This is a genomic window from Catenulispora yoronensis (assembly GCF_039531695.1).
Lineage (GTDB): Bacteria > Actinomycetota > Actinomycetes > Streptomycetales > Catenulisporaceae > Catenulispora > Catenulispora yoronensis.
Map to the genome: position 1 here is coordinate 31273 of NZ_BAAAQN010000052.1, position 22413 is coordinate 53685.

Sequence of the window (22413 nt, forward strand, 5' to 3'; positions counted from 1 at the left end):
CGTCACGTCCTTGGGTGGGGGGCACGGCTTTCACGACCTCTTCGGACGATACCGGTGGGCGGGGACACGGGCACTGCTGAGGGGATGGCTGAAGGGATGGCTGCGGGGATGGCTGAGGGCACTGTTGAGGGGACGACTGAGGGGATGGCTGCGGCGAGGCGGTCTATGAGGGCCAGGGCTGTTGCCAGGACTTGGCGTTCGTCGGTGTCAAGGCTCTGTTCCACGGCGGTGGCGAGGACGGCCACGCGGTGGGCACGGTCGGTCTCGATCATGTTCTTGCCGGATGGAGTCAGCGTGAGGTTCTTCTTGCGCGCGTCGGCGGGGTCGGGAACGGCGGTGATGTAGCCGGCGTCGGTGAGGTCTTTGACCGTCGCGGCCATCGTCTGGTGCCGTACGCCCCGGGATGCCGCCAGGTCGGCGGTGGTCATGGGGCCGCGGACGTCGAGGAGGTCGAGGGTGGCGGCCGGGATCGGGGGGAGGCGGTCGACGGTGCGGGTGGTGCGAACCAGGACACTGACTGCGGAGCGGAGGTGGGAGGCGAGGGCTTCGGCGGTGGGAGTGGCGGTGGAGGCGGCGGCGGGAGCGGAGGCGGCGGCGGGAGCGGCGGTGTGGGACACCGTCATAGGGTAGATTCTACAGGGGATACTGTACAGTTCTTACTGTGGAACTCATCAAACATGCTCATGCCTGCGTCTCGCTGACCGGCGACGGCGGTCGGATCGTCATCGATCCGGGCGCCTTCACTCCGAACGCCGCGGCGGCGGTCGTCGAGGCGGAGGCGGTGCTGATCACGCATGAGCACGTCGACCACTTCGACGAGGCGTTGATCGCGCAGGCTTTGGAGGAGCGGCCCGAGTTGCGGGTCTATGGGCCCGAGGCCGTGGTGGGGCGTTGGTCGGCGCGGCGGGGACAGGTCACCGCGGTGCGGGCCGGGGACACGTTTCGAGTCGCAGGGTTCGATGTCGCCGTGTTCGGCGAGCTGCACGCGGAGATCCATCGGGACATTCCGCGGGCTGTGAACGTGGGCTACTACGTCGATGAGCGGCTCTATCATCCCGGCGACGCGTACCACGTCCCGCCGGCGCCGGTGGAGATGCTGCTGGTGCCGATCAGCGGACCGTGGACGCAGCTCGGCGCGGCGGCGGACTATGTGCGGGAGGTCGCGCCGGCGCGGGCGATCCAGATCCACGAGGTGATGCTGAGCGAGCTCGGTCAGCAGTCGTTCGCCCGGTTTCTGAGTCCGGAGATGCTGACCGAGGTCGCGGTGGGGATTCTGCCGGTCGGGGAGATGGTCGAGGTCTGAGGTCGGCCTTCTGGAGCGCCGCCTGGAGCTAGGTGCGGTCCACGAGGCGGGCGGGGACGACGTCGAAAGTCACTCGCTTGCCGTCCCGCTGCACCTGCACCGGCGTCGCCTTGCCGATGAGCGCACCGTCCAGGAGGTCGAACAGCGCGGCGTGGCCGTCGACGTCCTGACCGGCCAGGCTCAGCAGGACGTCGCCGGGCCGGAACGGGCTGTCGGCGGCCTTCACCTTGGTGACGATCTCGCGCTTCGCGGTGCGTCCGTCGACGTCCACATCGCGGGCGTGGACCGCGATGCCGAGCGCGGCGCGGGTGACGCGGCCGTCGGCGATCAGCTGCGGGACTATGCGGGCCACGGTCGCGGCCGGGACGGCGAAGGCCATGCCCTGGGCGTCGTCGCGAATCATGGTGTTGACACCGACGACACCGCCGGACAGGTCGACCAGCGGGCCGCCGGAGTTGCCGGGGTTCACCGCCGCGTCGGTCTGGATCAGCTGTTGCAGCGGCCGCTCGTGCTGCGGCGACTGGAGCTGCCGGGACAGACCGCTGACGATGCCGACGGAGACCGATTCCGGGTAGTCGCCGAGGGGATTGCCCATCGCCAGCACGAACTCGCCGAGCCGGACCGGGGTCCGGCGCAGCTCCAGGCACGCCTCGTGCGGCTCGGTCAGCTCGACGACGGCGAGGTCGGTGAGCGGGTCGCGGCCCAGGATCTTGATCGGCTGGGTCGGATAGCCGTGGATCGCGGCCGTCCAGACCAGGTCCTCGGCTTGATCGACGACGTGGTTGTTGGTGACGACGTGGCAGGCGTCGTCCAGCACGAACCCGGAGCCGGCGGTCCAGCCGTCGGCGCCGCGCTCCCCACGGATGGCCACGACGCTGGGCATCACCGCCTCGATCAGGTCCGCCAACTCGCCACTGAGCGCGGCCATCGCGGATATGGCGGTCATCGGCTCAGACCTCCACGGAGTCCGCGTCGTCGGGCTCGTCCTCGAAGGCGGTGCGACCGGCTCCGATCAACGCTTTGAACTTGTCGTCCTGCTCGTCGGCAATGTGCCCGATCTGCGCGCAGGCGCCGATCAACGCCTCGGCGGTGAGGCTGTCGGCGGCCAGGTCGCGCGCGAGGGTGAGGCGACGCTCGTGCCAGAAGCAGCGGACCCAGAGGTAGTCGCGGTTGATCTCGTTGACCGCGATGAGGAGCTTGCGGGACAGCGGGACGTCCTCAAGGACGATGCCGAAGACTTGGACCAGGCCCGACTCGTCGCCGGCTTGCCCCGGGGAGACCCAGTACAGGGAACTGCCTTGCCGGATCTGGAAGTCGCCGTCGGAGTCGGGCTCGGCGCGGCCCTCTACCAGGCCGCCGTCTTCTAGGACGCGTGCTACGAAGGCGCGGATCATTTCTACGTTCGCCATGGGCAGACTTTATACGGGGTGGGGGTGGGGGGAAGGTGTGAGTTGAGTGAGGGTGGGGTGGGGGGAGTCGAGTCGAGCAAGCCAAGCCAAGCCAAGCCAGATCAAAGTCAACTGCGCCTCCGGCGGCCCCTCCGGGGAGGGCCTCGCTCTGGAAAGAGTGGGGCCGGGCGGGCTGGCGCGGCTTTGCGCTGTGGTTCCGGTTTCGGTTCCGGTCTTTCCGTCGCATCGTCGCCTGAAGGAATCACACCGCCCAGGCGGTATCAAGGCGACCCTTTGGGTGCCGTGCCCCAGCTCATGCGAGCCTTGACACCGCCTGGGCGGCGCGATTGGCTACGCCCGCCGAAGCGACGGAAAGACCGGAACCGAAGACCTAACTTTGGCAAAAAGCGAGGCGACCGGTCGCGATGACCACCCGTTCTGCTGGCCGCCGCCGGTTATGATGCCGGCCCGGCAGCCAGTTGTGATGGTGATCAGTTCTGCTGGCCGCTGCCGGTTGTGATGGTGGCAAGGCAGTCGGTTGCGATAACCAGCGGTCTTGCTGGCCGCCGCCGGTTGCAGTAGTGGCGGGACACCCGGTCGCGATGCTGACCGGTTTTGCTGGCCGCCGGTTGTGGAGGTGGCGAGGCGATCAGTCGTGATGCTGACCGGTCCTGCTGGCCGCCGCCGGTAGTGGTGGCGGGGCAGCCGGTTGTGATGTCGATCGGGTCTGCTGGCCGTCGGCGGTCGCCGTGGGGTGGGTGGCCGGATTGGGCGGCCGCCGTCGGCGGGGTGGGGCTGGGCGCGTTTGGGCGCTGGCGGTTGTGGCGGCGGTCGGTTGCGGGGGCTGGTTTTGGCTCGGTGCTGCTAGTTTTTCGCGACCGTCAGTACGAAGGCCGCGTCCTCGACTGCTTCCACGCTGTGGCGGGTCGGTGGCAGGATCAGGAGGTCGCCTGCCAGGCCGTCCCAGCTCTCGGTGGCGGTGTGGAGTCTGATGCGGCCGTGGAGGATCAGGAGGGTGGCTTCGCCGGGGCTGGCGTGTTCGGCGAGTTCGGTGGTGGCGCGGAGGGCGATCAGGGTTTGGCGGAGGGTGTGTTCGTGGCCGCCGTAGACGGTTTCGGAGCTGCGGCCGGTGGGGGCGGTGGTGGCTTGGGTGAGGTGGTGGCGGGAGAGGGCTTCGAGGGAGAGTTTTTGCATGGGGGCCGCCGTGGGTTGGTTCGGACAGTGTTCTGATCGAATCATGGAGTGGGGGGTGGTGCACGGTATTGGCGGTGGGTCGGGGGTATCGGGCGTGGTGGGGCGGCTATCATCGTTCGTACTTGCGCTCGAGGAGGAGTTGATGGGGCCGTCCGTGGACGCCGAGGTGTTGGTTGTCGGGGCGGGGCCGGTCGGGTGTTGGGTGGCGGCCGAGTTGTGTGCTGCCGGGGTGCGGGTTGTGGTGGTGGAGGCGCGGCGGGAGCGGGTGGGGTGGTCGCGGGGGTTCGTGGTGCATCCGAGGACGGTGGAGATCTTTCAGTCGCGGGGGGTCGCGGCGGGGTTGTTGGCGGTCGGGCGGCGGTTGCCGACGTGGCATTTCGCCATGGGGGCGAGTCGGTTGGACTTCACCGCGTTGCCGACGTCGTTCCCGTTCGTGCTGTTGCAGCCGCAGGCGCATACGGAGCAGTTGCTGGAGGAGCATCTGAATCGGTGCGGGGGTGAGGTGCTGCGGGGGCGCAGCGTGGTGGGGTTGGAGCAGGAGGCGGGGCGGGTGGTGGTGCGGGTGGTCGAGGACGGGGTGGAGGGCGTGGTCGCGGCGCGGTTCGTGGTGGGGTGCGATGGGGCGCACAGTGCGGTGCGGGAGGGGGCCGGGATCGGGTTCAGCGGGAACGTGGACAGCATGGTGTGTCCGACGGCGTTGGTGGAGCTCGCTGATCCGCCGCCGCCGGAGCGGTACATGCAGACCGGGGAGCGGGGGGTGTTCTTCGCCATTCCGTTGCCGGACGGCCGGTTCGTGGTGTCGACGGTGGATCATGCGGTGATGAACGACGTGTCGGCGGTGTGGACGGCCGAGGCGGTGCGGGAGTCGATGGTGCGGGTGGCCGGGACCGACTACGGCATGGGGGCGGCCGAGCGGGTGTCCAGTATCGGGAACTCGGCCAAGCAGGCGGACCGGTATCGGGACGGCCGGGTGCTGCTGGCCGGGGATGCCGCGCATGTGCATTTCCCGATGGGCGGCCAGGGGATGAATCTGGGGATCCAGGACGCGCACAATCTGGCGTGGCGGTTGGCCGGGGCGGTGCGGGCCGAGCGGGACGGGCTCTCCTGGGACGGGTTGCTGGACGGGTACGAGGCGGAGCGGCGGCCGGCCGGGGAGCGGGTGCTGGAGGACGTGCGCGCGCAGATGGCCCTGGTCGCGGCGACCGGTGCGGACGGGGTGGCGCTGCGGGCGCGGTTCGAGGCGCTGCTGGGCGGGCATCCGGAGGTCAACCTGGAGTACGCGCGGCGGCTGTCCGGGATCGACGTCCGGTATCCGGGCGGGGACGGGCGCCGGGTTCCCGATCTGGAGCTGGAGGTCGACGGCGAGCGCGTCCAGCTCTACGACCTGCTGCGGAGAGTGGGTCCGGAGTTCGTGCGGGTGGCGGTCGGCGGCGGGTCGGGCGACGTCGTCGCGGAGCGCGTGGTGGGCCCGCAGTGGGCGCTGGCCGAGGGCTGGGGGGCGCCCGGGCTGCTGGTGGTGCGGCCGGACGGGCATGTCAGCGACGAGTAAACCCGTTCCCAGGAGCACCGGTGGTGCGCTCGGATATGATGAAGATCGCATCCCGGGGGCCATCGTGAACCACTCGGACGCAGGGAGCAGGACGCATCGATGACGAGTGCGGCAGGGCGGCAGACCGGCGCGGGGGACCGCGGGCGGGAACCTGACCAGGGGCCGGTGGCCGAGCGTGATCCGCAGTCCCTGGATCCGGCCGAGCTCGACCGGATCTGTCTGCACAACCTGCTGTCGGCCTGCGCCGACATGATCTACTTCAAGGACCGCGACAGCCGGTTCCTGCGGGTCAGCGACTCCGCGGCGGCCTTCACCGGGGTCGACCCGGCGGAGATGATCGGCAAGACGGTCCGGGACTACTTCACCTCCGAGCACGCCGCGGCGGCGTTCGAGACCGAGCGCATGATCATGCGGACCGGGCGCGCGGTGAACGACGTGGAGGAGCCGCATCTGCGGCCGCACACCGACCAGGACGAGACGCTCAGCGCCAGCAAGCAGCCGCTGCGGGACTTCGACGGGCGGATCATCGGCACCTTCGGCATCAGCCGGGACATCACCGCGCGCAAGATCGCCGAGCGCCAGCTGATGCGGCGGACCGCGGAGCTGGACCAGGTCAGCCGGGAACTGACGACGCTGATCGAGTCCAGTCCGGACCTGATGACCCGGTACGACCGGGACCTGCGCTGCACCTACGCCAACCCGGTGGCCACCGAGCTGACCGGCGTGGGGCTGGAGGACATGCTCGGGCACACCGCCCGGGAGCGCGGCTACAGCCCGGAGTTCCTGCGCTCGTGGGAGGAGACGCTGCGGCAGGTGCTGGCCACCGGCCAGGGCCTGGAGCGGGAGTTCAGCGTCGCGATCAAGGGCGAGCCGCGGTACCTGCACACCCGGTTCGTGCCGGAGGTGGACGAGGACGGCGCGGTGCTCAGCATCCTGGCGGTGAGCCGGGACCTGACCGAGCGGCGCCGGATCGAGGAGGCGCTGGAGGAGCAGGCGGTCCGCGATCCGCTGACCGGGCTGGCCAATCGGACGCTGCTGATGAGCCGGATCGGCCAGGCCATCGAGCTCGGGGCGGCCGAGCACGGGCGGCTGGCGGTGCTGTTCCTGGACCTGGACCGGTTCAAGCTGGTCAACGACAGCCTGGGCCACGCCGCCGGGGACGAGCTGCTGGTGGCGGTGGCCGACCGGCTGCGGCTGGCGGTGCGGCGCGGGGACCTGGTGGCCCGGTTCGGCGGCGACGAGTTCGTGGTGCTGTGCGAGGACGTGCAGGGCTACGCCGAGGCGGCGGCGATCGCCGAGCGGATCATCGACTGCCTGCTGCTGCCGTTCCCGTGCGCGGGGCAGGCGATGCACGTGCGGGCCAGCATCGGCATCGCGCTGGCCGACGGCCCGGCCACCACCGTGGACGCCCTGCTGCGGGACGCGGACGCCGCGATGTACCAGGCCAAGGCCGGCGGCGCGGTGTCCGGCGGCTACCGCTTCTTCGAGCCGGCCACCCACGAGCGCGCCGTGCAGCGCATGAACCTGGAGCAGGACCTGCGGCGCGCCGTGGAGCAGGACGAGTTCGTACTGGTCTACCAGCCGATCGTGGACCTGTCGGTCGGGCAGGTGGTCGGCGCCGAGGCGCTGATCCGCTGGCGCCATCCGGACCGGGGGCTGTTGGCCCCGGCGGAGTTCCTGGAGGTCGCCGAGGAGACGCACCTGATCGTCCCGATCGGGCGCTGGGTCCTGGAGGAGGCCTGCCGGCAGCTGGCCGCCTGGAACGCGGCCTGCCGCGCGGACCCGGGGTGCGACCCGGAGGCCGACATGCTGACGCTGGCGATCAACCTGTCCAACCGGCAGCTCTCGCACGACCCGGACCTGGTCACGGCGCTCACCGACATACTGAGCCGGCACGAGGTGCCGCCGGGGCAGATATGCCTGGAGGTCACCGAGACCGCGGTGCACGAGGCGTCGCTGGCGGCCCGGTCGGCACTGGCCGCGTTCTCGGCCGCGGGCATCATGATCGCCCTGGACGACTACGGCACCGGCTACTCCTCGCTGGGCCACCTGCGCGACATTCCGGTCGACGCGCTGAAGATCGACCGCACGTTCGTCGACGGGCTCACGCGCGACCGCGGCGACGAGGCGATCGTGGTGGCGGTGACGACGCTGGCGCACGCCTTGGGCATGCACGTGATCGCGGAGGGCGTGGCCACATCGGAGCAGCACGGGCGGCTGCGGGAGCTGGGCTGCGACTTCGCGCAGGGCCACTTGTTCGCCAAGCCGCTGAGCGCTGAGAAGTTCGGGGAGCTGTTGAGTGGCGAGTTGGGGACTGGGGTTGGGTTGGGTGCTGGGGTGGGGGCTGGGGTGGGGGCCTAGGTCGGGGCGGCAGCGGTGTTCCTGGCCAGTCTCACGCCACCGTGGCGCGCGCCCGCTCGATCTCGTTGATGTGGGCCTCCGTCCACTCCCGGAGCGCGGCGATCGGCTCGGCCAGGCTGCGCCCGAGCGCGGTGAGGGTGTATTCGACGCGGGGCGGGATGGTCGGATGCACAGTCCGGGTCAGGAAGCCGTCGGCTTCGAGCTGGCGCAGGGTCTGGGTGAGCATCTTCTGGGACACGCCCTCGATGCGGCGGCTCAGCTCGGTGTAGCGCAGGGTGCCTGCCTGGAGGGCGTCCACGATCAGGATGGTCCATTTTCCGGCGATGTGGTCCAGGACCACCCTGGTCGGGCACTTCGCGCTGTAGACGTCGGCGGGGAGCCCGGAGGATTCCACGAGAGTCACCATGGGGAGAGAGTAACGCACTAATAAGTGCCCTCTTCCTGTTGGGGAGTGACTCTCCAATAGTTAGTGCATGGGCGGCCGGACGGATCGGTCGCCGTGCACCAGCTATTGGAGAGAACCATGGTCAACCCCGCGTCTCGCGCCCAGGTCACCATCGGCGCCACGACCGTCACCTACCTGCCCGACGGCCACGGCCTGCTCGACCCGACGGCGGTGTTCCCCGCGAGCAGCCCCGACGGCTGGGCGACCCATGCCGAGTTCCTGGACGCCGACGGGCGTTTCCCGGTCAGCATCGGGTCGTTCCTGATCCGTGGCGGCGGCCGGGTGATCCTGGTCGACCTCGGCCTGGGCGCGGTCGACTTCGCCGTGCCCGACCTGGCCTCGTTCCGCGGCGGCAACCTCCTGACGAGCCTGGCGGCCGAGGGGCTCACGCCCGGCGACGTCGACACCGTCTTCTTCACGCACCTGCACCACGATCACGTCGGCTGGACCAGCGACGTCGCCCCGGCCCCCAACGCCCCCGAGGGCCGGACCCCGACCGGACTGACCTTCGCGAGCGCGCGCCACCTGGTCGCCGAGGCCGAATGGCGGCACTGGTCGGGGACCGCGGAGATCATCGGCCCCGATCCGGCCGCCGTCCAGTCACCGCTGGCCGAGCGCGTCGAGTTCGTCGCCGACGCCGAGGAGATCGCCCCCGGAGTCAAGGTCCTGTCCACACCGGGCCACACGCCCGGGCACAGCAGCCTGGTCGTCACCGACCCGACCGGCGCGGATGACAGACGGCTGATCATCCTGGGCGACGTCATGCACTGCCAGGTCCAGGTCGCCGAGAGCCACTGGAGCTTCCTGTTCGACGACGACCCGGACCAGGGCGTCCGCACGCGGGAACAGCTGCTGGCCGAACTCGAAACCGGCGACACGGTCCTGGCCGGCGGCCACTTCGCGGGACAGGTGTTCGGGCGGGTTCTTCCGCCGATTGCGCGGCGTTCGTGGGCGAGTGGGTGGGGTCGGTGATGGGCCAAGCGATCTGTGTCTGAGGCATGACACGGTCGGTGTCACCAGCAGCGCGGTCACCTTGGAACAGCTTGGGTCATGCACTGGGCATCTTGTGGGCAACAGTGTGGGCTTTTTGTGGGCACCTCTGTCACACTGAGCGGCATGACGACTGCACCGTCTTCGGCGGCTGTCACCGAGGCACTTGCTGGGGAGGTTCGTGTACTGCTGCGTGCCGGACTGCCGGTCCGGGACGACACATGCGGGCCGAACCTGCTGGATCTGGCCGGGGTACGGGCACGCGCGCTGGACGCCTCCGATCAGGCCAGTCGCGTCCGGGCGCTCGACGCACTGATTCGCGAGCAACTGGACCGGCTGGCGAATCGGGAGCTTGCCGACGCTGCGCGGCTGCTGTTCGGCGCCGCGCCAGCGACATCGGGGGCGACCTTGACCGCGCGGAGAGCTGCCGCCGCGACGGCGGCCGACTACGAAGTGCACCACTTCCGTAAACGCATCGAGCCGAAGGTGATCAATCTACTGTCCTGGCAGCTCGGCCGGGACGCCGAGGAGTTCACCGCGCGGCATGCCGAGGCCCCCGCGCTGCGGCCATCGGCGGCCCCGCTAGCGCTGCCCGAGGATGTGTTCGCTTGGGAAGCCGCCGAGCATCAGCAGGCCGTGGCCCGGCTGTGGGGCACGGTGTACCTGCTACGCGCCGAACTGCTCGCTCTCGCCCGAACGGTGAGCATGGGCGCGCGCGTCGAAGAGACGGATGCGGCGTTGCGATACACGCTCTGGCGGCATGCCGCGGTACTGGCCGCCGCCGAGGACTACCGACGTGCCTATGGGCTGGTCCTGCTCCATGCCGACACCGGGCTGGGCGCTGAGCAGATCGCCGGCTTCGCCGGTTGGACCCCGGCGCTGAGCCCTGCCCAATGCAGAACACTGACCAGCTGTTTCGATCCGGCAGCCGGACTGGACGGCTTCCTGGCGGCCGTGGCCGAAGCCGATGGCGGCACCGAACTGATCCGCGACTGGAACACATCCCTGGCCGGCCGCGATGCGCGCGGCCTGCTGACGCCTGAGGAGGACCGACCGCGATGAGCCATGAGCAACTACTGAACCCGGCAACGCCGCCGCGCCGGTATGTCATCACCGGCGGCCCGTCGGCCGGCAAGGAGGCCGTCCTGGAGCGGTTGCACGCCCGCGGCATCCCGGCGACGGCCGGGGAGCCGGCCCGTGAGATCTACCGCAGGCACCGCGACCGCCTCGGTCGCCACCTGGCGGTCGGCGACCGGCAGGCGTACTCGCGGGACGTGCTGGAGGCCTTCGTCGCCGAGTTCTGCGACCACACCGCCGGCCTGTGGTTCTACAACCGCGGCATTCCCGACGGCTACGGCTGGGACGCGTTCTTCGGCCTGGGTCCCTACCCGGAACTGGAGCACGCCGCCCGCACTTACCGCTACGACGCCGTGTTCGTGCTGGATCCGCTGGACGACTTCGAGTCCGCCGACGACCTGGTGTGGGCCAAGGAGCGGGAGATCCGCCGCGTCCACGAGCTCATCGTCCAGGGCTACTACGACGCCGGCTATCGCCCGGTCTTCGTCCCCGCCGACGATCCCGGCCGCCGGGTCGACTACATCCTGGCCCAGATCCCCGTGCCCGTCTGACGAGAGGCAGAGCCCTCATGAACGGCACGACCGGAGTGGAGATCATCAGCCCCAACAACATCCTGGCCAACGCGATGCTGCGCGCCGTCGACATGGTCCGGCCGCGGCTCCAGGCCATGGGCCCGGACCGGGTGGCGTTCTGTGTCGGCACGCAGATCAACGGGGCTCCGCATCTGGGCACCTCCCTGGTGCAGACTGCGGCGTTCCTGCTAGCCAAGGCCACCAAGCGCACCTTCAACGTCGACGCCGTAGTGCGCTTCGGCGCCCTGGACAACGCCCCGTACGACGTCGCGCTGGACCCCGAGACCCACCACGCCTACCAGCAGACCTACTTCCACGCCCTCGGCGCGGACGGCGTGGAAGCGCTGATCAGCAAGTACTACCGCGCGATGTTCGACTCGCTGGCCGATGCCACCGGCGTCGACTACGAGATCGAGACCTACAGCGCCCAGCAGACCGACCCCGCCTTCCGCCACGAGTTTCTGGCCACCCTCGGGCGGCTGGAGCAGATCCGCTGGCCGCTGGCCCCCTCGCACGGCCAGGTGCACCTGCGCCTGCCGTGCCCGGAATGCGGCTGGTCGGAGAAGCGAGCCGAGCGCACCCGGCTGCTGCGGACCGGCTCCGGCGGCGCCGACTTCTCGTGCGTGTGCTCCGACCACGGCAAGTACGAGATCGCCGTCACGGCCGACAACGCCAGCTATCTGGACCTCGCGACGCTGTATCGGAACCTGGTCAAGGAGCGCTTGGCGATGCGGGACCCGGTCACGCTGTCGGTGATGGTCAAGGGCGGCGACTGGGCGTTCGGCTGCCAGCTCGTCGACGAGGCGTTCGCCCAACTCCCCGGGCTGGCCCCGCCGCCGCGGGTGTTCACCCCGATGGTGCTCACCGACACCGGCGCCAAACTGTCCAAATCGCTCATCCGCGAAGGCCGGCTGCCGGCCCCTCCGGGCTCGGCGGCCTGGATGCTGGACGTCACCGACTGGTCCGGCGACACCGACTCCTACGTCGACACCATGGTCGATCTCGTCGGACGAATGCTCGCCGACCCGAAACACTTCTACCGCTCCTACACCACCCAGGAGATCGACCGGATCATGTCCGCCCGACCCGCCGCCAACGCCGCCCCGCGCGCCCGCGAGATGAACCTGTTCCGCCGCTACTTCGAGCTGGTCGCCTCCGGCCGAAAGACCATCGAAGTCCGTGTTCAGTATCCGAACCTGCGGAAACTCGCCGCGGGCGACCGCATCCGGTTCGTCTGCGGTCGCGACGAAGCGCTCACCACCGTCAAGCGGGTTTCCCGCTACACGAGCTTCGAGGAGATGCTTGACGCCGAGGGGCCAGCGAACGTCAACCCCGACAGCCCTCGTGAACAACAGCTCGCCAACATCCGACGTATCTACGGGCCGGAGAAAGAAGCGCTGGGTGTTCTGGCCATCGAGATCGAACTCGAGCGCCCGACCACCGACTGACCGGCGACGGCGATGGCGCCGGCGACGGCGCCGCAAACCGGAGCCGAGCCGGCCGGACCGGCCACCGACCCCGAACCCCCGCCACCACCAAGGTCGATTTCAAGCACCCCCTGACGCCTATCAGACGCCCGGCAGCGCCATTCGCGAACATGCCAGTGGCGCGGGCTAGCACCATCGGAACCGTCTCGGCCACTCCCTGCGTGCGGAGTTCGGGGGGCTGCGGGCGGTTTCGCGACAGGGGGTAGTCGGGGCCTTCTCATCGAAAGGCTGATATCAGCGGCCTGCTACAGCGTGTAGCGGTTGGTCTGCGTCGCTGGTCACTGGGCTAAAAAGATTTCGCCCTTTGTTCACCGTTGACGTCCGGCATGTCCCCTATTACCTTCCCCAAGCGAACGTCAGGGTTCTTAGACCATTCTCAGCCGGTTCTAAGCAGAACCCCGACGTTCTGCGCTGGGCCATGCCACCAAGCATCGGCGCACGCGCTCTCGCACCCTTCCGCACCACTCCCGCGAAAGGAAACTCGTGAGACCGCAACATCCCCACACCCCGCGCCGGAGGACGCCGCGGCTGCTCGCCGTCGGGCTCGCCGCCGGTACCGCCGTCGCCGCCAGCATCACCGCGCTGTCCGCGACCACCGCGACGGCAGCGGCCTCCCCGCAGCTGACGGTGACCCCGAACGCCCAGACGCTCGCCGCCCAGAGCGCGGACGCGCTGGTCGCCGGGCGGCCGGCGTTCCTGTACGCCACTGCGAACGACCAGTTCCAGCGGCAGCAGGTCAGCTCCTCGAACGGCATCCAGTACGTGCCGTACCTGCGCACGTATTCGGGCCTGCCGGTGGTCGGCGGCGACTTCGTCGTCGTCACCAACAGCGCCGGCCAGGTCGTGTACAACTCGGTGGCGCAGGACCACGCCATCGGGAACATCTCCACCACCCCCACCCTCAGCAGCGACAAGGCCGTCTCGGTGGCCTCGGGGCAGCTGAAGTCGGTGTCCAAGGTCGAGGGCACGCAGCTGGTCGTGTACGCGCTGGGCTCCGGCCCGGCCGCCCTGGCCTGGGAGACCACGGTCGACGGCACGGGCAGTGACGGCCCCAGCCGGCTGAGCGTGGACGTCGACGCCAAGAGCGGCGCCGTGCTGCACACGCAGGAACACGTGATGCACGGCAGCGGCACCTCGGCGTGGAACGGCCCCAACCCGGTGCACATCGACACCTCGGGTTCGGGCAGCTCCTTCTCGATGACCACGCCGAACATCACCAACATGCCCTGTCAGGACGCGGCGAACAACACCACGTTCACCAAGTCCACCGACACCTGGGGCAGCAGCGACAAGACCAGCCGGGAGACCGGCTGCGTGGACGCCCTGTTCGGCGCGCAGAGCGAGTTCAAGATGCTCGCGCAGTGGGACGGCCGCAACGGCATGGACGGTAACGGCGGCGCCTGGCCGATCCGCGTCGGCGACCAGGAGGAGAACGCCTACTACGACGGCTCCCAGGTCCAGATCGGCTACAACTCGCAGGGCCAGTGGATCGCCGCCATCGACGTCATAGCCCACGAGATGGGCCACGGCGTGGACGACCACACCCCGGGCGGGATCTCCGGCAACGGCACCCAGGAGTTCGTCGCCGACACCTTCGGCGCGGCGACTGAGTGGTTCACCAACGAGCCGGCGCCCTACGACGTCCCGGACTTCACCGTCGGCGAGCAGATCAACCTGGTCGGCTCGGGCCCCATCCGCAACATGTACAACCCCTCGGCCCTGGGCGACCCGAACTGCTACTCCAGCAGCATCCCCGGCGGTGAGGTGCACTCCTCGGCCGGACCCGGCAACCACTGGTTCTACCTGGTCGCGGAGGGCACCAGCCCGACCAACGGCCAGCCGACCAGCCCGACCTGCAACAGCTCCACGGTCACCGGCATCGGCGTGCAGAACGCCGAGAAGATCATGTACAACGCGATGCAGATGAAGACCTCGTCGTCGTCGTACCTGAAGTACCGGACGTGGACCCTGACCGCGGCGAAGAACCTCGACGCCACCTGCGCCGAGTTCAACACGGTCAAGGCCGCCTGGGACGCGGTGAGCGTGCCGGCCCAGTCCGGTGACCCGACCTGCTCGGCCACCACCAACAACTTCTCCATCGCGGTCTCCCCGACCTCCGGCTCGGTCAACCCCGGCAGCTCGCTGACCGCGACCGTGTCCACCACCTTGACCAGCGGCTCGGCCCAGACGGTGAACCTGTCGGCGTCCGGCCTGCCCGCCGGCGCCACCGCCTCGTTCAGCCCGTCGTCGGTCACCTCCGGCTCGACCTCGACGCTGACCCTGGCCACCGCCAGCACCACGCCGGCCGGCACCTACACGGTGACCATCACCGGCACTGGTTCCTCGGCGACGCACACCGCCACGTTCACCCTCACGGTCAACGGGACCGGGAGCGAGACGGTGACCGTCAACAGCCCCGGGAACCAGACCTCGACCGTCGGCACGGCGATCAGCACCCTGCAGATCACCGGGTCCGACTCGGCCGGCAAGGCGCTGACCTACTCGGCGACCGGCCTGCCCGCCGGTCTGTCGATCAGCAGCTCCGGCGCCATCACCGGCACCCCGACCACCGCCGGCACGTTCAGCGTCACGGTGACGGCCTCCTCCGGAACCGCCACCGGCTCCACCACCTTCAGCTGGACCGTGAACCCGGTCAGCGGCGGCTGCACGGCCGCCAACCTGCTGGGCAACCCGGGCTTCGAGACCGGTAGCGCCGCGCCGTGGACCTCCACCGCCGGCGTCATCGACAGCAGTTCCTCCGAGCCCGCGCACAGCGGCACCTGGAAGGCGTGGCTGGACGGCTACGGCACCACCCACACCGACACCCTGGCCCAGAAGGTGACGATCCCGTCGACCTGCAAGGCGGCGACCTTCACCTTCTTCGACCACATCGACACCTCGGAGACCACCACCACGGTGGCCTACGACAAGCTGAGCGTCCAGGTCCTGAACTCCGCCGGGACCGTGGTCGCGACCCTGGCGACGTACAGCAACCTGAACGCCGCCAGCGGCTACGTGTCGCACTCGTTCTCCCTGAACAGCTACATCGGCCAGACCATCAGCGTGAAGTTCACCGGCACCGAGGACGCCTCCTTGCAGACGTCCTTCGTGATCGACGACACCGGGCTGAATGTGAACTGACCGACCGGTAGCACCGACCTGTGATCGGGCGGCCGCCCGGCGATCCCCTCCCGGATCGCCGGGCGGCCGCTGCTTTGCCCGGGTTGCGGGCAAAGCGCCCGGCTCCGGCCGGGGAGGGGTCCCCGGTCGATCCCCGGTCCCGCGGGGTGCGGCCGGATAGTGTGGCCGCGTGCGCGATCATCCTCCCGGCTTCGGGCTGCTGGGACCCATGACGGTGCGCGACCCGGCGGGGACGCGGATACCGGTGGGACCACCGATGCAGCAAGCGCTACTCGGCTGCCTGCTGGCGGCCGTGAACCGCCAGATCAGCCGCGAGCGGCTGATCGGCGACCTGTGGGGGCCCACGCCCCCGCCCTCGGCCCGCGCGGCCCTCAACAACCAGATCAGCAGCCTGCGACGGACGTTGCAGGCCCAGGGCTCGGCGCGGCTGCGGACCGTCGCGGGCGGCTACCTCCTGGAGGCCCCGGACACCGAGGTCGACTTCCTGGTCCTGGAGCAGCGGCTGCTGGCCGCGCACGCGGCGCGCGACCGCGGCGACTGGGCGCGGGTCGCCGAGCAGACCGCGGCGGCGTTGGAGCTGTGGCGGGGCACGCCGCTGGACGGACTGCCCAACCTGGCCGAATGCGATTGGTACGCGCCGTTCCTGGCGCGCTGCGACGGGCTGCGGATGCAGGCCCTGGAAGGCAGCGTCGAGGCCGAGTTCCGGCTCGGGCGGTATCAGGCTCTGACGTCGCGGCTGGTCGCCCTGGTCGGCGAGTTCCCGTTGAACGAGGCGTTCCACGCGTATTTGATGCGCTGCCTGGCGATGGCCGGGCGGCGTGCGGACGCGCTGGAGGTCTATCAGCGGCTGCGGCGGACGCTGGTCGACGAGTTGGGGATCGAGCCCGGCGAGCCGACTCGCACGGTGCAGGCCCGGATTCTGTCCGAGCTGCCGGAGCAGGACGAGCTCGGGGGCGGGAGCGTCGCCGACCTCGGTGACGGTGCCGGGGGGCCGGGTGACGACCGTCTCCCATCCCCCGCGTCGGCCCGATCCGGCGCCGATGGGACCGACGGCACCGGCGGCACCGACAGCGCCGCGAGTGCGGCCAGCGCGGCCGGCGCGGCCGTCGTCGCTGTCGCCGCGACCGGTGCCGGCTCCGCTGCCGCGAACGACAACGACGCCCGTGCGGGCTCTGATCCCGCTGCCGGTACCGGCGACGGCGACACCGCCAGGAACCCGGCGGCAGACCTCTTCCCCGCCCCCGCGCAGCTCCCCGCGGACGACCCCGACTTCACCGGCCGCGACGACGAACTGAGCGCGGTCGCCGCGGTGCTGAAGGCCGCGGTGAGCGTGGGCGGACGCAACGTCGTGGCCGTCACCGGGATGGGCGGCGTGGGCAAGACCGCGCTGGCCGTGCGCGCGGCCCGGGGAGCCCAGCCGCTGTTCCCCGACGGCCAGCTCTACGTGGACCTGCACGGCTTCGGCAAGACCCCGGCGCGCGAGCCGCACGAAGTGCTGGCCGGATTGGTGGCCTCGCTGTGCGGTCCCGGCCGTCCGGGATCGGCGCGGCCGATTCCCGAGCATCTCGGCGACCGCGCGGCGCTGCTCCGGTCGATGCTGGCGGATCGCCGAGTACTGCTGATGATCGACAACGCCCGGGACGCGGAGCAGGTGCTGCCGCTGCTGCCCGGGGACGGCCGGTGCGCGGTCGTGGTCACCAGTCGCAGCACCCTGACCGACCTGCCGGGGGCGGTGCACGTCGGACTGCGTCCGCTGGACGCCGACGGACAGCGCGAACTGCTCCGCACGCTGGTCGGCGACGACCGGGTGATCGAGGATCCGCTGGGCGCGGAGGCGATTCTGCGGGCGTGCGGCGGCCTGCCGCTGGCGCTGCGGATCAGCGCGGCGCGGCTGGCGAGCCGTCCGGCGTGGTCGCTGTCGACGCTGGCCCGGCAGCTGGACGGCGTGCGGGGACGCCTGCCCGCGCTGGTCGCCGGGCATCTGGCGTTGCAGAGCACGTTCAGTACCAGCTATCTGGCGCTGCGGGACAGCGAACGGCTGCTGGAGCGCGAGGCCGCGCGGGCCTTTCGGCTACTGGGGTTGTGGCCCGGGCACGAATTCACCCCGAACGCGGCGGCGGCGCTGCTGTCCCGGTCGGTGGACGAGGCGATGGAGCTGCTGGAGTTCCTCGCCGATGCCCATCTCGTCCAGTCGCCGCAGCCGCTGCGGTATCAGCTTCATGACTTGCTGGGCGAATACGCCGCGGAGCGAGCGGCGGAGGAGGAAGACGCGGCGGAGCGGGAGGCGGCGAATCTGCGGCTGATGCGGTGGTACCTGCTGACGATGGAGGAGGCGGGGCTGCTGACGGGCGTCGGCCGGAACCGGGCGCCGCGGCTCGGCGAACCGGCGCCGGCACCGTTGCCGGAGTTCGGGGACGCGGAGGAGGCGCGGCGGTGGTGCGTCGAGGAGCTGCCGAACATCAAGCAGGCGGTGCGCGAGGCGGCGGTCTCGGCGCGGCCGGATTTCGCGTGGCGACTCGCGGTGTGGATGTTCGCGTACGGCGCGAGCTATTGGTGGACCGGCGAATGGGACGAATGCCTCCAGACCGGATTCAACGCGGCGCAGGCGCACGACGACCTGCTGGGCCAGGCCTGGTCGCTGACCCGGATGGGAATCCGCTACGGGATGGCCTTCCGGAGCGAGGAGGCGGTCGTCATGTTCGAGGCGACGCTCGTCGCGATGGAGAAGCTCGACGACGGGGCCGGGAAGGCGTCGACGCTGATGAACCTGTCGCTGGCGCACCAGCAGGCGGGTCGGTACGACGTGGCGCTGGGCTACGCGCGCGACGCGTGGGAGCTCTACGAGCGGGTGCACGGGGACATCGAGGACGCGTATCTCATAGCGGCGTTCGGCACGGCGCTGCTCATGGGCGAGGAGTACGCGGAGGCGGAGTCCTTCCTCCGCACGGCGCAGACGCTGTTGGAGGAGCGCGGGAACGCCACCGCTGTGGCGACGAACCTGGCCAACCTCGGGGACACGCTGCGCGGGCTGGGACGCCGGGACGAGGCGCTGGAGCTGCTGGACCAGTCGCTGGAGCTGCGGCGGAAGGTCGGCGACATCGGAGGGCTGTCGAACGGCCTGGCGATCAAGGGAAGGATCCACGCGTACTTCGAGGAGTTGGAGGCCGCACGGGACGCGTTGAGCGAGGCACTGCGGTTGGCGGTGGAGCACCAGCTGCCGAGTTCGATGGCTGACCATGCGCGGGACCGGCTGGAGGATGCGGAGCGGCGGTTGGCGGCTCGGGTGGTGGAGTGTGTGGAGAGGGCTTGAGTGGCGGGTGGCGGGGCGGAGCGGAGCGGCGGCTCGGCGGAGCGGCAGGTGGCGGCGCAGCGGCAAGAGCGGGACGGCGACTCGGCGGTTGGCGGCTCGGGTGGTGAAGTGCGCCGAAGAACTTGAGCGGCGCGGGCGGTGAAGTGCGCCGAGAAGACTTGAGCGGCTCGGCGAAGCGGCGGCTTGGCAGCGCGGCGAGTGGCGCAGCGCGGGTGGTGAAGTGCACTGGGAAGGCTGAGCCGCTCGGCGAAGCGGCGGGAGGCGAAGCGGCGGTTGGCGGCGCGGCGACTTGGCGGCAAGGCGGAGCGGCGAGTTGCGGCGCGGGTCGTGGAGTGTGCGGAGAAGGCTTGAGCGGCGTAGCGACACCAGGCATTAGGGCATTAATGCGTGAAGTGCTGTTCAAACACTAGGCAAGCCGCTCCCCATCTCACAAAGTGGCACATGTCCACCGCCCGGTAGCCAAGCTGCTAACTTCCGCGTCATGGTGGACCGCGTGGACAGCAACAACAACAGCAGCAGTGCAGCCAGCCGGATGCTCGTGGACGGCGCCGAGAGCGGCATTCTGCTGTTCGGGATCACGCCGCCGCGGCTGAGCACTGCGCCGGAGCGGATCCGGGAGATCACCGCGGCCACTTTGGCGCGGCTGGATGTTCTCGATGTGGATGGTCTGGCGCTATACGACATCGATGACGAGAGCGATCGTAATCCGGAGGAGCGGCCTTTCCCGTACCTGCCGACCATTGATCCGGCCGCCTACCACGCGGACTACCTCGGTGGGTGGGATCGTCCCGCCGTCATCTACCGGTGTGTCGGCAAGTACACCGAGGCGGAGCTGCGGACCTGGCTGCGGACCTCTGACACCGGCCAGGTGCTCAGTGTCTTCGTCGGTGCTTCCTCGAAGGACAAGACGGTGCGGACGCGCCTGTCCGAAGCGCAGGATCTGCGCCGCGAGGTTCGTCCGGACCTGCTGCTCGGCGGCGTCGCCATCACCGAGCGCCCCGAGGAGCATCTGCGGTTGCTCGCCAAGCAGGAGGCGGGATGCGCGTACTTCATCTCGCAGGTCGTCTACAGCGCCGACGCCGCAAAGAGCATGGTCTCGGACTACTACTACGCGTGCCGTGAGCGGCAGCTGGAACCGAAGCCCGTCGTCTTCACGCTCTCGGTGTGCGGCTCGGTGAAGACGCTGGCGTTCCTGAAGTGGCTCGGAGTGCACGTCCCGCGCTGGCTGGAGAACTCCCTGCGCCACGCGGAGGACACGTTGGCCGAGTCGTATCAGCACTGCTTGGCGAATGCCCAGGACTTGATCGCCTTCTGCCGCAAGCTCGGTATGCCGTTCGGCTTCCTGGTGGAGAGCGTGTCCATCCGCAAGGTCGAGATCGAGGCCTCGGTCGCTCTGGCCGCCGAGGTGAGCGCGCTGCTCGGCCGGGGTCGGGCCTCTGCGTAGGGCCGGAGGCTCCAGAACACACACCCGAGCGGGGCGGGCCGGCTCAGTGGCCCGCCCCGCAGCGCACCCACGCGGGTGATGAGGCCGCGTGGTGGATCCGCGATCAGGTCTGTGGAGGAGGTCCGCGTGGGCGGACGCGGCTCGGGTGGCCCGCCCACGCGGGATGATTCGCTCACGCGGGGGGCTGCGCGAACGAACCAGCTTGGTGGTGCTCCTTCACTCGAAGAGTGGCAGGCCCCGATAACCGCGCGAACATCGCTCGCTCATCAACGGATATCCGCCCAGGTCAGAGGGCTGGGATCGAGGGCGCTGAAAGGCCCCCGGCGGATGTCGCCGAGGGCCTTTCGCATTCAGGTGCTACCTGCTTTCACGCGTGGACCGGAGTCTCACCACCCCACCGCGATCAGCAGATACTGCGGGTTCGCGTGCGAGATGTACGAGGACTGACCGTCCACGTCGTCGTACGGGAAGCCGTACGCCAGGCCGTTGATGGCGTTGTCGTGCCAGAACTTGGCGTAGTAGTTGGCCGGCGCTGCCAGGTAGTACTGGCTGGGGTCGGCCTGCTGGCTGCTGGTCAGGCCCGCCACGTGGCGGTTCAGGGCCGCGCACATGGTGGGGTTGCCGCCCATGGAGCCCGCGCAGCCGAAGATGTACTGCGTGGTCTCGTTGACGCCGACGGAGTTGGCGTAGCTGGTGAAGTAGTTGGCGTTGACGCCGCCGGGCTGGAAGCTCGGGTCGCTGCCGGGGGCGATGATGCGGTAGGGGGCCTGGGTCTGGGCCAGGACCTTGAATTGCTGCGGGACCGCGTTGATGAAGCGCTGGAAGGTGGTCGCGCGGTCCTCGGCGAAGACCGACTGGTTCTCGCCGACCTGGACGTCGTAGCCGTCGTGGGTGTGCAGCCGCATGGCGATCTTCAGGCCGAAGGCGTCGACGCGGGTGGTGTTGCCGTTGAACTGGTTGGCGCCGATGGTGAACTCGATGAAGTCGTAGTAGGCGCTGGTCGGGGAGCCCAGGTAGAAGTACATGCGGCCGGAGCTGTTGACCGGCATGTCGAAGTAGGGCTGGTCGGCGATGGAGTGGGTCTGGCCGTTGAAGCTCCAGTACACCTGGCTGTCCGGGTACTTGCCGTTGGTGCGGTTCAGGATCTTCAGCATCATGACGTTCTGGGCGGCCGGGATCGAGCTGGTGTCGCCCCAGAAGACGTCCGGCGGCGGCGGGGGCGTGGAGCCGGCGGTCAGGACCGCGAACTCCCACAGGGAGTAGCCGTAGGCGGTCGCGCGCTGGGTGCCGTACACGCGGACGTAGCGGCCGGTGCCGGTCAGGGTCAGGTTCTCGACTCCCCCGGCGCCGGTGGTCGTGGAGTAGACCGTGGTCCAGGTGGTGCCGTCGTTCGAGGTCTGGATCTGGTAGGCCTTGGCGTAGGCGGCCTCCCAGTTCAGCTGGACGCCGCAGATCGCCTGCGAGGTGCCCAGGTCGACCTGGAGCCACTGCGGGTCGGCGAACAGCGAGGACCAGCGGGTGGCGGTGTTGCCGTCGACCGCGTTGGAGGCGCCGAGCGTGGCGTTCTCGGCCGAGGACGCGGTGGCGGGCTTGTTCAGGGCGGCGTTGTTGGCGCAGGTGCCGGTGCTACCACCCGAGGTGCCGTAGACCTGGAACTCGAACAGGGAGTAGCCGTAGGCGGTGTTCCTGGCCGTCCCGTACATCCGGACGTAGCGGCCCGTGCCCGAGACGTTCAGGGTCTGCGTGCCGCCGGGACCGGTCGTCGTGGAGTAGACGGACGTCCAGGTCGCGCCGTCGGCCGAGGTCTGGATCTGGAACGCCTTGGCCGAGGCGGCCTCCCAATTCAGCACCACCTGCGTGATGGTCGCCGAGGCGCCCAGGTCGACCTGGAGCCACTGCGGGTCGGCGAACGCCGAGGACCACCGGGTCCCGGTGTTGCCGTCCACGGCGTTGCTCGCCGGGAAGGTGGCGTTCTCCACGGAGGACGCCGTGGCGGTCTTGCCCTGGGAGAGCAGAACGCTGGTGGCCGCGTTGGCCCGCGGTGCGCGCAGCGGGCCGGCGGCGAGCAGACTGGCCAGCAGGGCCACCAGCATCGCCACAACCCGGACGCGCGTGAATCTGACTCTTCGTCTTGTCATGACGGTCATAAGCC

At 69.9% G+C, this 22413-nt stretch carries 16 protein-coding genes; 10 read left to right on the plus strand and 6 right to left on the minus strand.

Annotation, left to right across the window (positions count from 1 at the left end):
• Positions 1-2: 2 nt before the first annotated feature.
• Positions 3-623, minus strand: coding sequence for a MarR family winged helix-turn-helix transcriptional regulator (locus tag ABD481_RS33540; protein WP_344669849.1), 621 nt, complete (start codon positions 621-623; stop codon positions 3-5).
• A 38-nt stretch (positions 624-661) separates the two neighbouring features.
• Between ABD481_RS33540 and ABD481_RS33545 the strand changes: the two genes are divergently transcribed.
• Positions 662-1303 carry an MBL fold metallo-hydrolase gene (locus ABD481_RS33545; RefSeq protein WP_344669850.1) on the plus strand — a complete coding sequence of 214 codons (642 nt, stop codon included), beginning with the start codon at positions 662-664 and terminating at the stop codon, positions 1301-1303.
• A 28-nt stretch (positions 1304-1331) separates the two neighbouring features.
• On the opposite strand, the gene ABD481_RS33550 is transcribed toward ABD481_RS33545, so the two are convergent.
• From ABD481_RS33550 to ABD481_RS33560, 3 genes are all read right to left on the minus strand, one after another.
• Positions 1332-2249 carry a S1C family serine protease gene (locus ABD481_RS33550; protein ID WP_344669851.1) on the minus strand — a complete coding sequence of 306 codons (918 nt, stop codon included), beginning with the start codon at positions 2247-2249 and terminating at the stop codon, positions 1332-1334.
• Positions 2250-2253: 4 nt separating this feature from the next.
• Positions 2254-2712, minus strand: coding sequence for a T3SS (YopN, CesT) and YbjN peptide-binding chaperone 1 (locus ABD481_RS33555; protein WP_344669852.1), 459 nt, complete (start codon positions 2710-2712; stop codon positions 2254-2256).
• Between the two features lie 843 nt (positions 2713-3555).
• Positions 3556-3885: a cupin domain-containing protein gene (locus ABD481_RS33560; protein WP_344669853.1), complete on the minus strand. Its 330-nt coding sequence runs from the start codon at positions 3883-3885 to the stop codon at positions 3556-3558.
• A gap of 142 nt (positions 3886-4027) precedes the next feature.
• Between ABD481_RS33560 and ABD481_RS33565 the strand changes: the two genes are divergently transcribed.
• Positions 4028-5434, plus strand: a complete 1407-nt coding sequence (locus tag ABD481_RS33565; RefSeq protein ID WP_344669854.1) for an FAD-dependent monooxygenase — start codon at positions 4028-4030, stop codon at positions 5432-5434.
• A 99-nt stretch (positions 5435-5533) separates the two neighbouring features.
• Complete coding sequence (locus ABD481_RS33570) at positions 5534-7795, plus strand: putative bifunctional diguanylate cyclase/phosphodiesterase (RefSeq protein WP_344669855.1); 2262 nt, start codon at positions 5534-5536, stop codon at positions 7793-7795.
• A 31-nt stretch (positions 7796-7826) separates the two neighbouring features.
• Here ABD481_RS33570 and ABD481_RS33575 read toward each other — a convergent pair whose 3' ends face one another.
• Positions 7827-8201, minus strand: a complete 375-nt coding sequence (locus tag ABD481_RS33575) for a winged helix-turn-helix transcriptional regulator (RefSeq protein WP_344669856.1) — start codon at positions 8199-8201, stop codon at positions 7827-7829.
• 117 nt (positions 8202-8318) lie between these two features.
• On the opposite strand from ABD481_RS33575, the gene ABD481_RS33580 reads away from it, so the two are divergent.
• The 7 genes from ABD481_RS33580 to ABD481_RS33610 all read left to right on the plus strand — a co-directional run bounded on the left by ABD481_RS33580 (position 8319) and on the right by ABD481_RS33610 (position 20261).
• Entirely contained in the window at positions 8319-9212 is an 894-nt protein-coding gene (locus ABD481_RS33580) for an MBL fold metallo-hydrolase (RefSeq protein ID WP_344669857.1), read from the plus strand.
• Between the two features lie 144 nt (positions 9213-9356).
• Complete coding sequence (locus ABD481_RS33585) at positions 9357-10292, plus strand: hypothetical protein (protein ID WP_344669858.1); 936 nt, start codon at positions 9357-9359, stop codon at positions 10290-10292.
• Positions 10289-10858, plus strand: coding sequence for an AAA family ATPase (locus tag ABD481_RS33590; protein WP_344669859.1), 570 nt, complete (start codon positions 10289-10291; stop codon positions 10856-10858). The genes ABD481_RS33585 and ABD481_RS33590 overlap by 4 nt, the downstream gene beginning before the upstream one ends.
• A gap of 1094 nt (positions 10859-11952) precedes the next feature.
• The gene (locus ABD481_RS33595; RefSeq protein ID WP_344669886.1) at positions 11953-12327 is read left to right on the plus strand and encodes an ASCH domain-containing protein; all 375 of its coding nucleotides are present in this window, start codon (positions 11953-11955) and stop codon (positions 12325-12327) included.
• 522 nt (positions 12328-12849) lie between these two features.
• Positions 12850-15507, plus strand: a complete 2658-nt coding sequence (locus ABD481_RS33600) for a M4 family metallopeptidase (protein ID WP_425559352.1) — start codon at positions 12850-12852, stop codon at positions 15505-15507.
• A gap of 169 nt (positions 15508-15676) precedes the next feature.
• On the plus strand, positions 15677-18817 hold the full coding sequence (locus ABD481_RS33605) for an AfsR/SARP family transcriptional regulator (RefSeq protein ID WP_344669860.1): 3141 nt from the start codon (positions 15677-15679) through the stop codon (positions 18815-18817).
• 532 nt (positions 18818-19349) lie between these two features.
• On the plus strand, positions 19350-20261 hold the full coding sequence (locus ABD481_RS33610; protein ID WP_344669888.1) for a methylenetetrahydrofolate reductase: 912 nt from the start codon (positions 19350-19352) through the stop codon (positions 20259-20261).
• A gap of 386 nt (positions 20262-20647) precedes the next feature.
• Here ABD481_RS33610 and ABD481_RS33615 read toward each other — a convergent pair whose 3' ends face one another.
• Positions 20648-22399 carry a galactose-binding domain-containing protein gene (locus ABD481_RS33615; protein WP_344669861.1) on the minus strand — a complete coding sequence of 584 codons (1752 nt, stop codon included), beginning with the start codon at positions 22397-22399 and terminating at the stop codon, positions 20648-20650.
• Between the last annotated feature and the right edge of the window lie 14 nt (positions 22400-22413).

Bases quoted from the DNA above. Each gene is read 5' to 3' on its own strand.
- ABD481_RS33540 (WP_344669849.1), bottom strand. From the start codon at position 623: ATGACGGTGTCCCACACCGCCGCTCCCGCCGCCGCCTCCGCTCCCGCC.
- ABD481_RS33550 (WP_344669851.1), bottom strand. From the start codon at position 2,249: ATGACCGCCATATCCGCGATGGCCGCGCTCAGTGGCGAGTTGGCGGAC.
- ABD481_RS33555 (WP_344669852.1), bottom strand. From the start codon at position 2,712: ATGGCGAACGTAGAAATGATCCGCGCCTTCGTAGCACGCGTCCTAGAA.
- ABD481_RS33560 (WP_344669853.1), bottom strand. From the start codon at position 3,885: ATGCAAAAACTCTCCCTCGAAGCCCTCTCCCGCCACCACCTCACCCAA.
- ABD481_RS33565 (WP_344669854.1), top strand. From the start codon at position 4,028: ATGGGGCCGTCCGTGGACGCCGAGGTGTTGGTTGTCGGGGCGGGGCCG.
- ABD481_RS33570 (WP_344669855.1), top strand. From the start codon at position 5,534: ATGACGAGTGCGGCAGGGCGGCAGACCGGCGCGGGGGACCGCGGGCGG.
- ABD481_RS33575 (WP_344669856.1), bottom strand. From the start codon at position 8,201: ATGGTGACTCTCGTGGAATCCTCCGGGCTCCCCGCCGACGTCTACAGC.
- ABD481_RS33580 (WP_344669857.1), top strand. From the start codon at position 8,319: ATGGTCAACCCCGCGTCTCGCGCCCAGGTCACCATCGGCGCCACGACC.
- ABD481_RS33585 (WP_344669858.1), top strand. From the start codon at position 9,357: ATGACGACTGCACCGTCTTCGGCGGCTGTCACCGAGGCACTTGCTGGG.
- ABD481_RS33590 (WP_344669859.1), top strand. From the start codon at position 10,289: ATGAGCCATGAGCAACTACTGAACCCGGCAACGCCGCCGCGCCGGTAT.
- ABD481_RS33595 (WP_344669886.1), top strand. From the start codon at position 11,953: ATGTCCGCCCGACCCGCCGCCAACGCCGCCCCGCGCGCCCGCGAGATG.
- ABD481_RS33610 (WP_344669888.1), top strand. From the start codon at position 19,350: ATGCTCGTGGACGGCGCCGAGAGCGGCATTCTGCTGTTCGGGATCACG.
- ABD481_RS33615 (WP_344669861.1), bottom strand. From the start codon at position 22,399: ATGACAAGACGAAGAGTCAGATTCACGCGCGTCCGGGTTGTGGCGATG.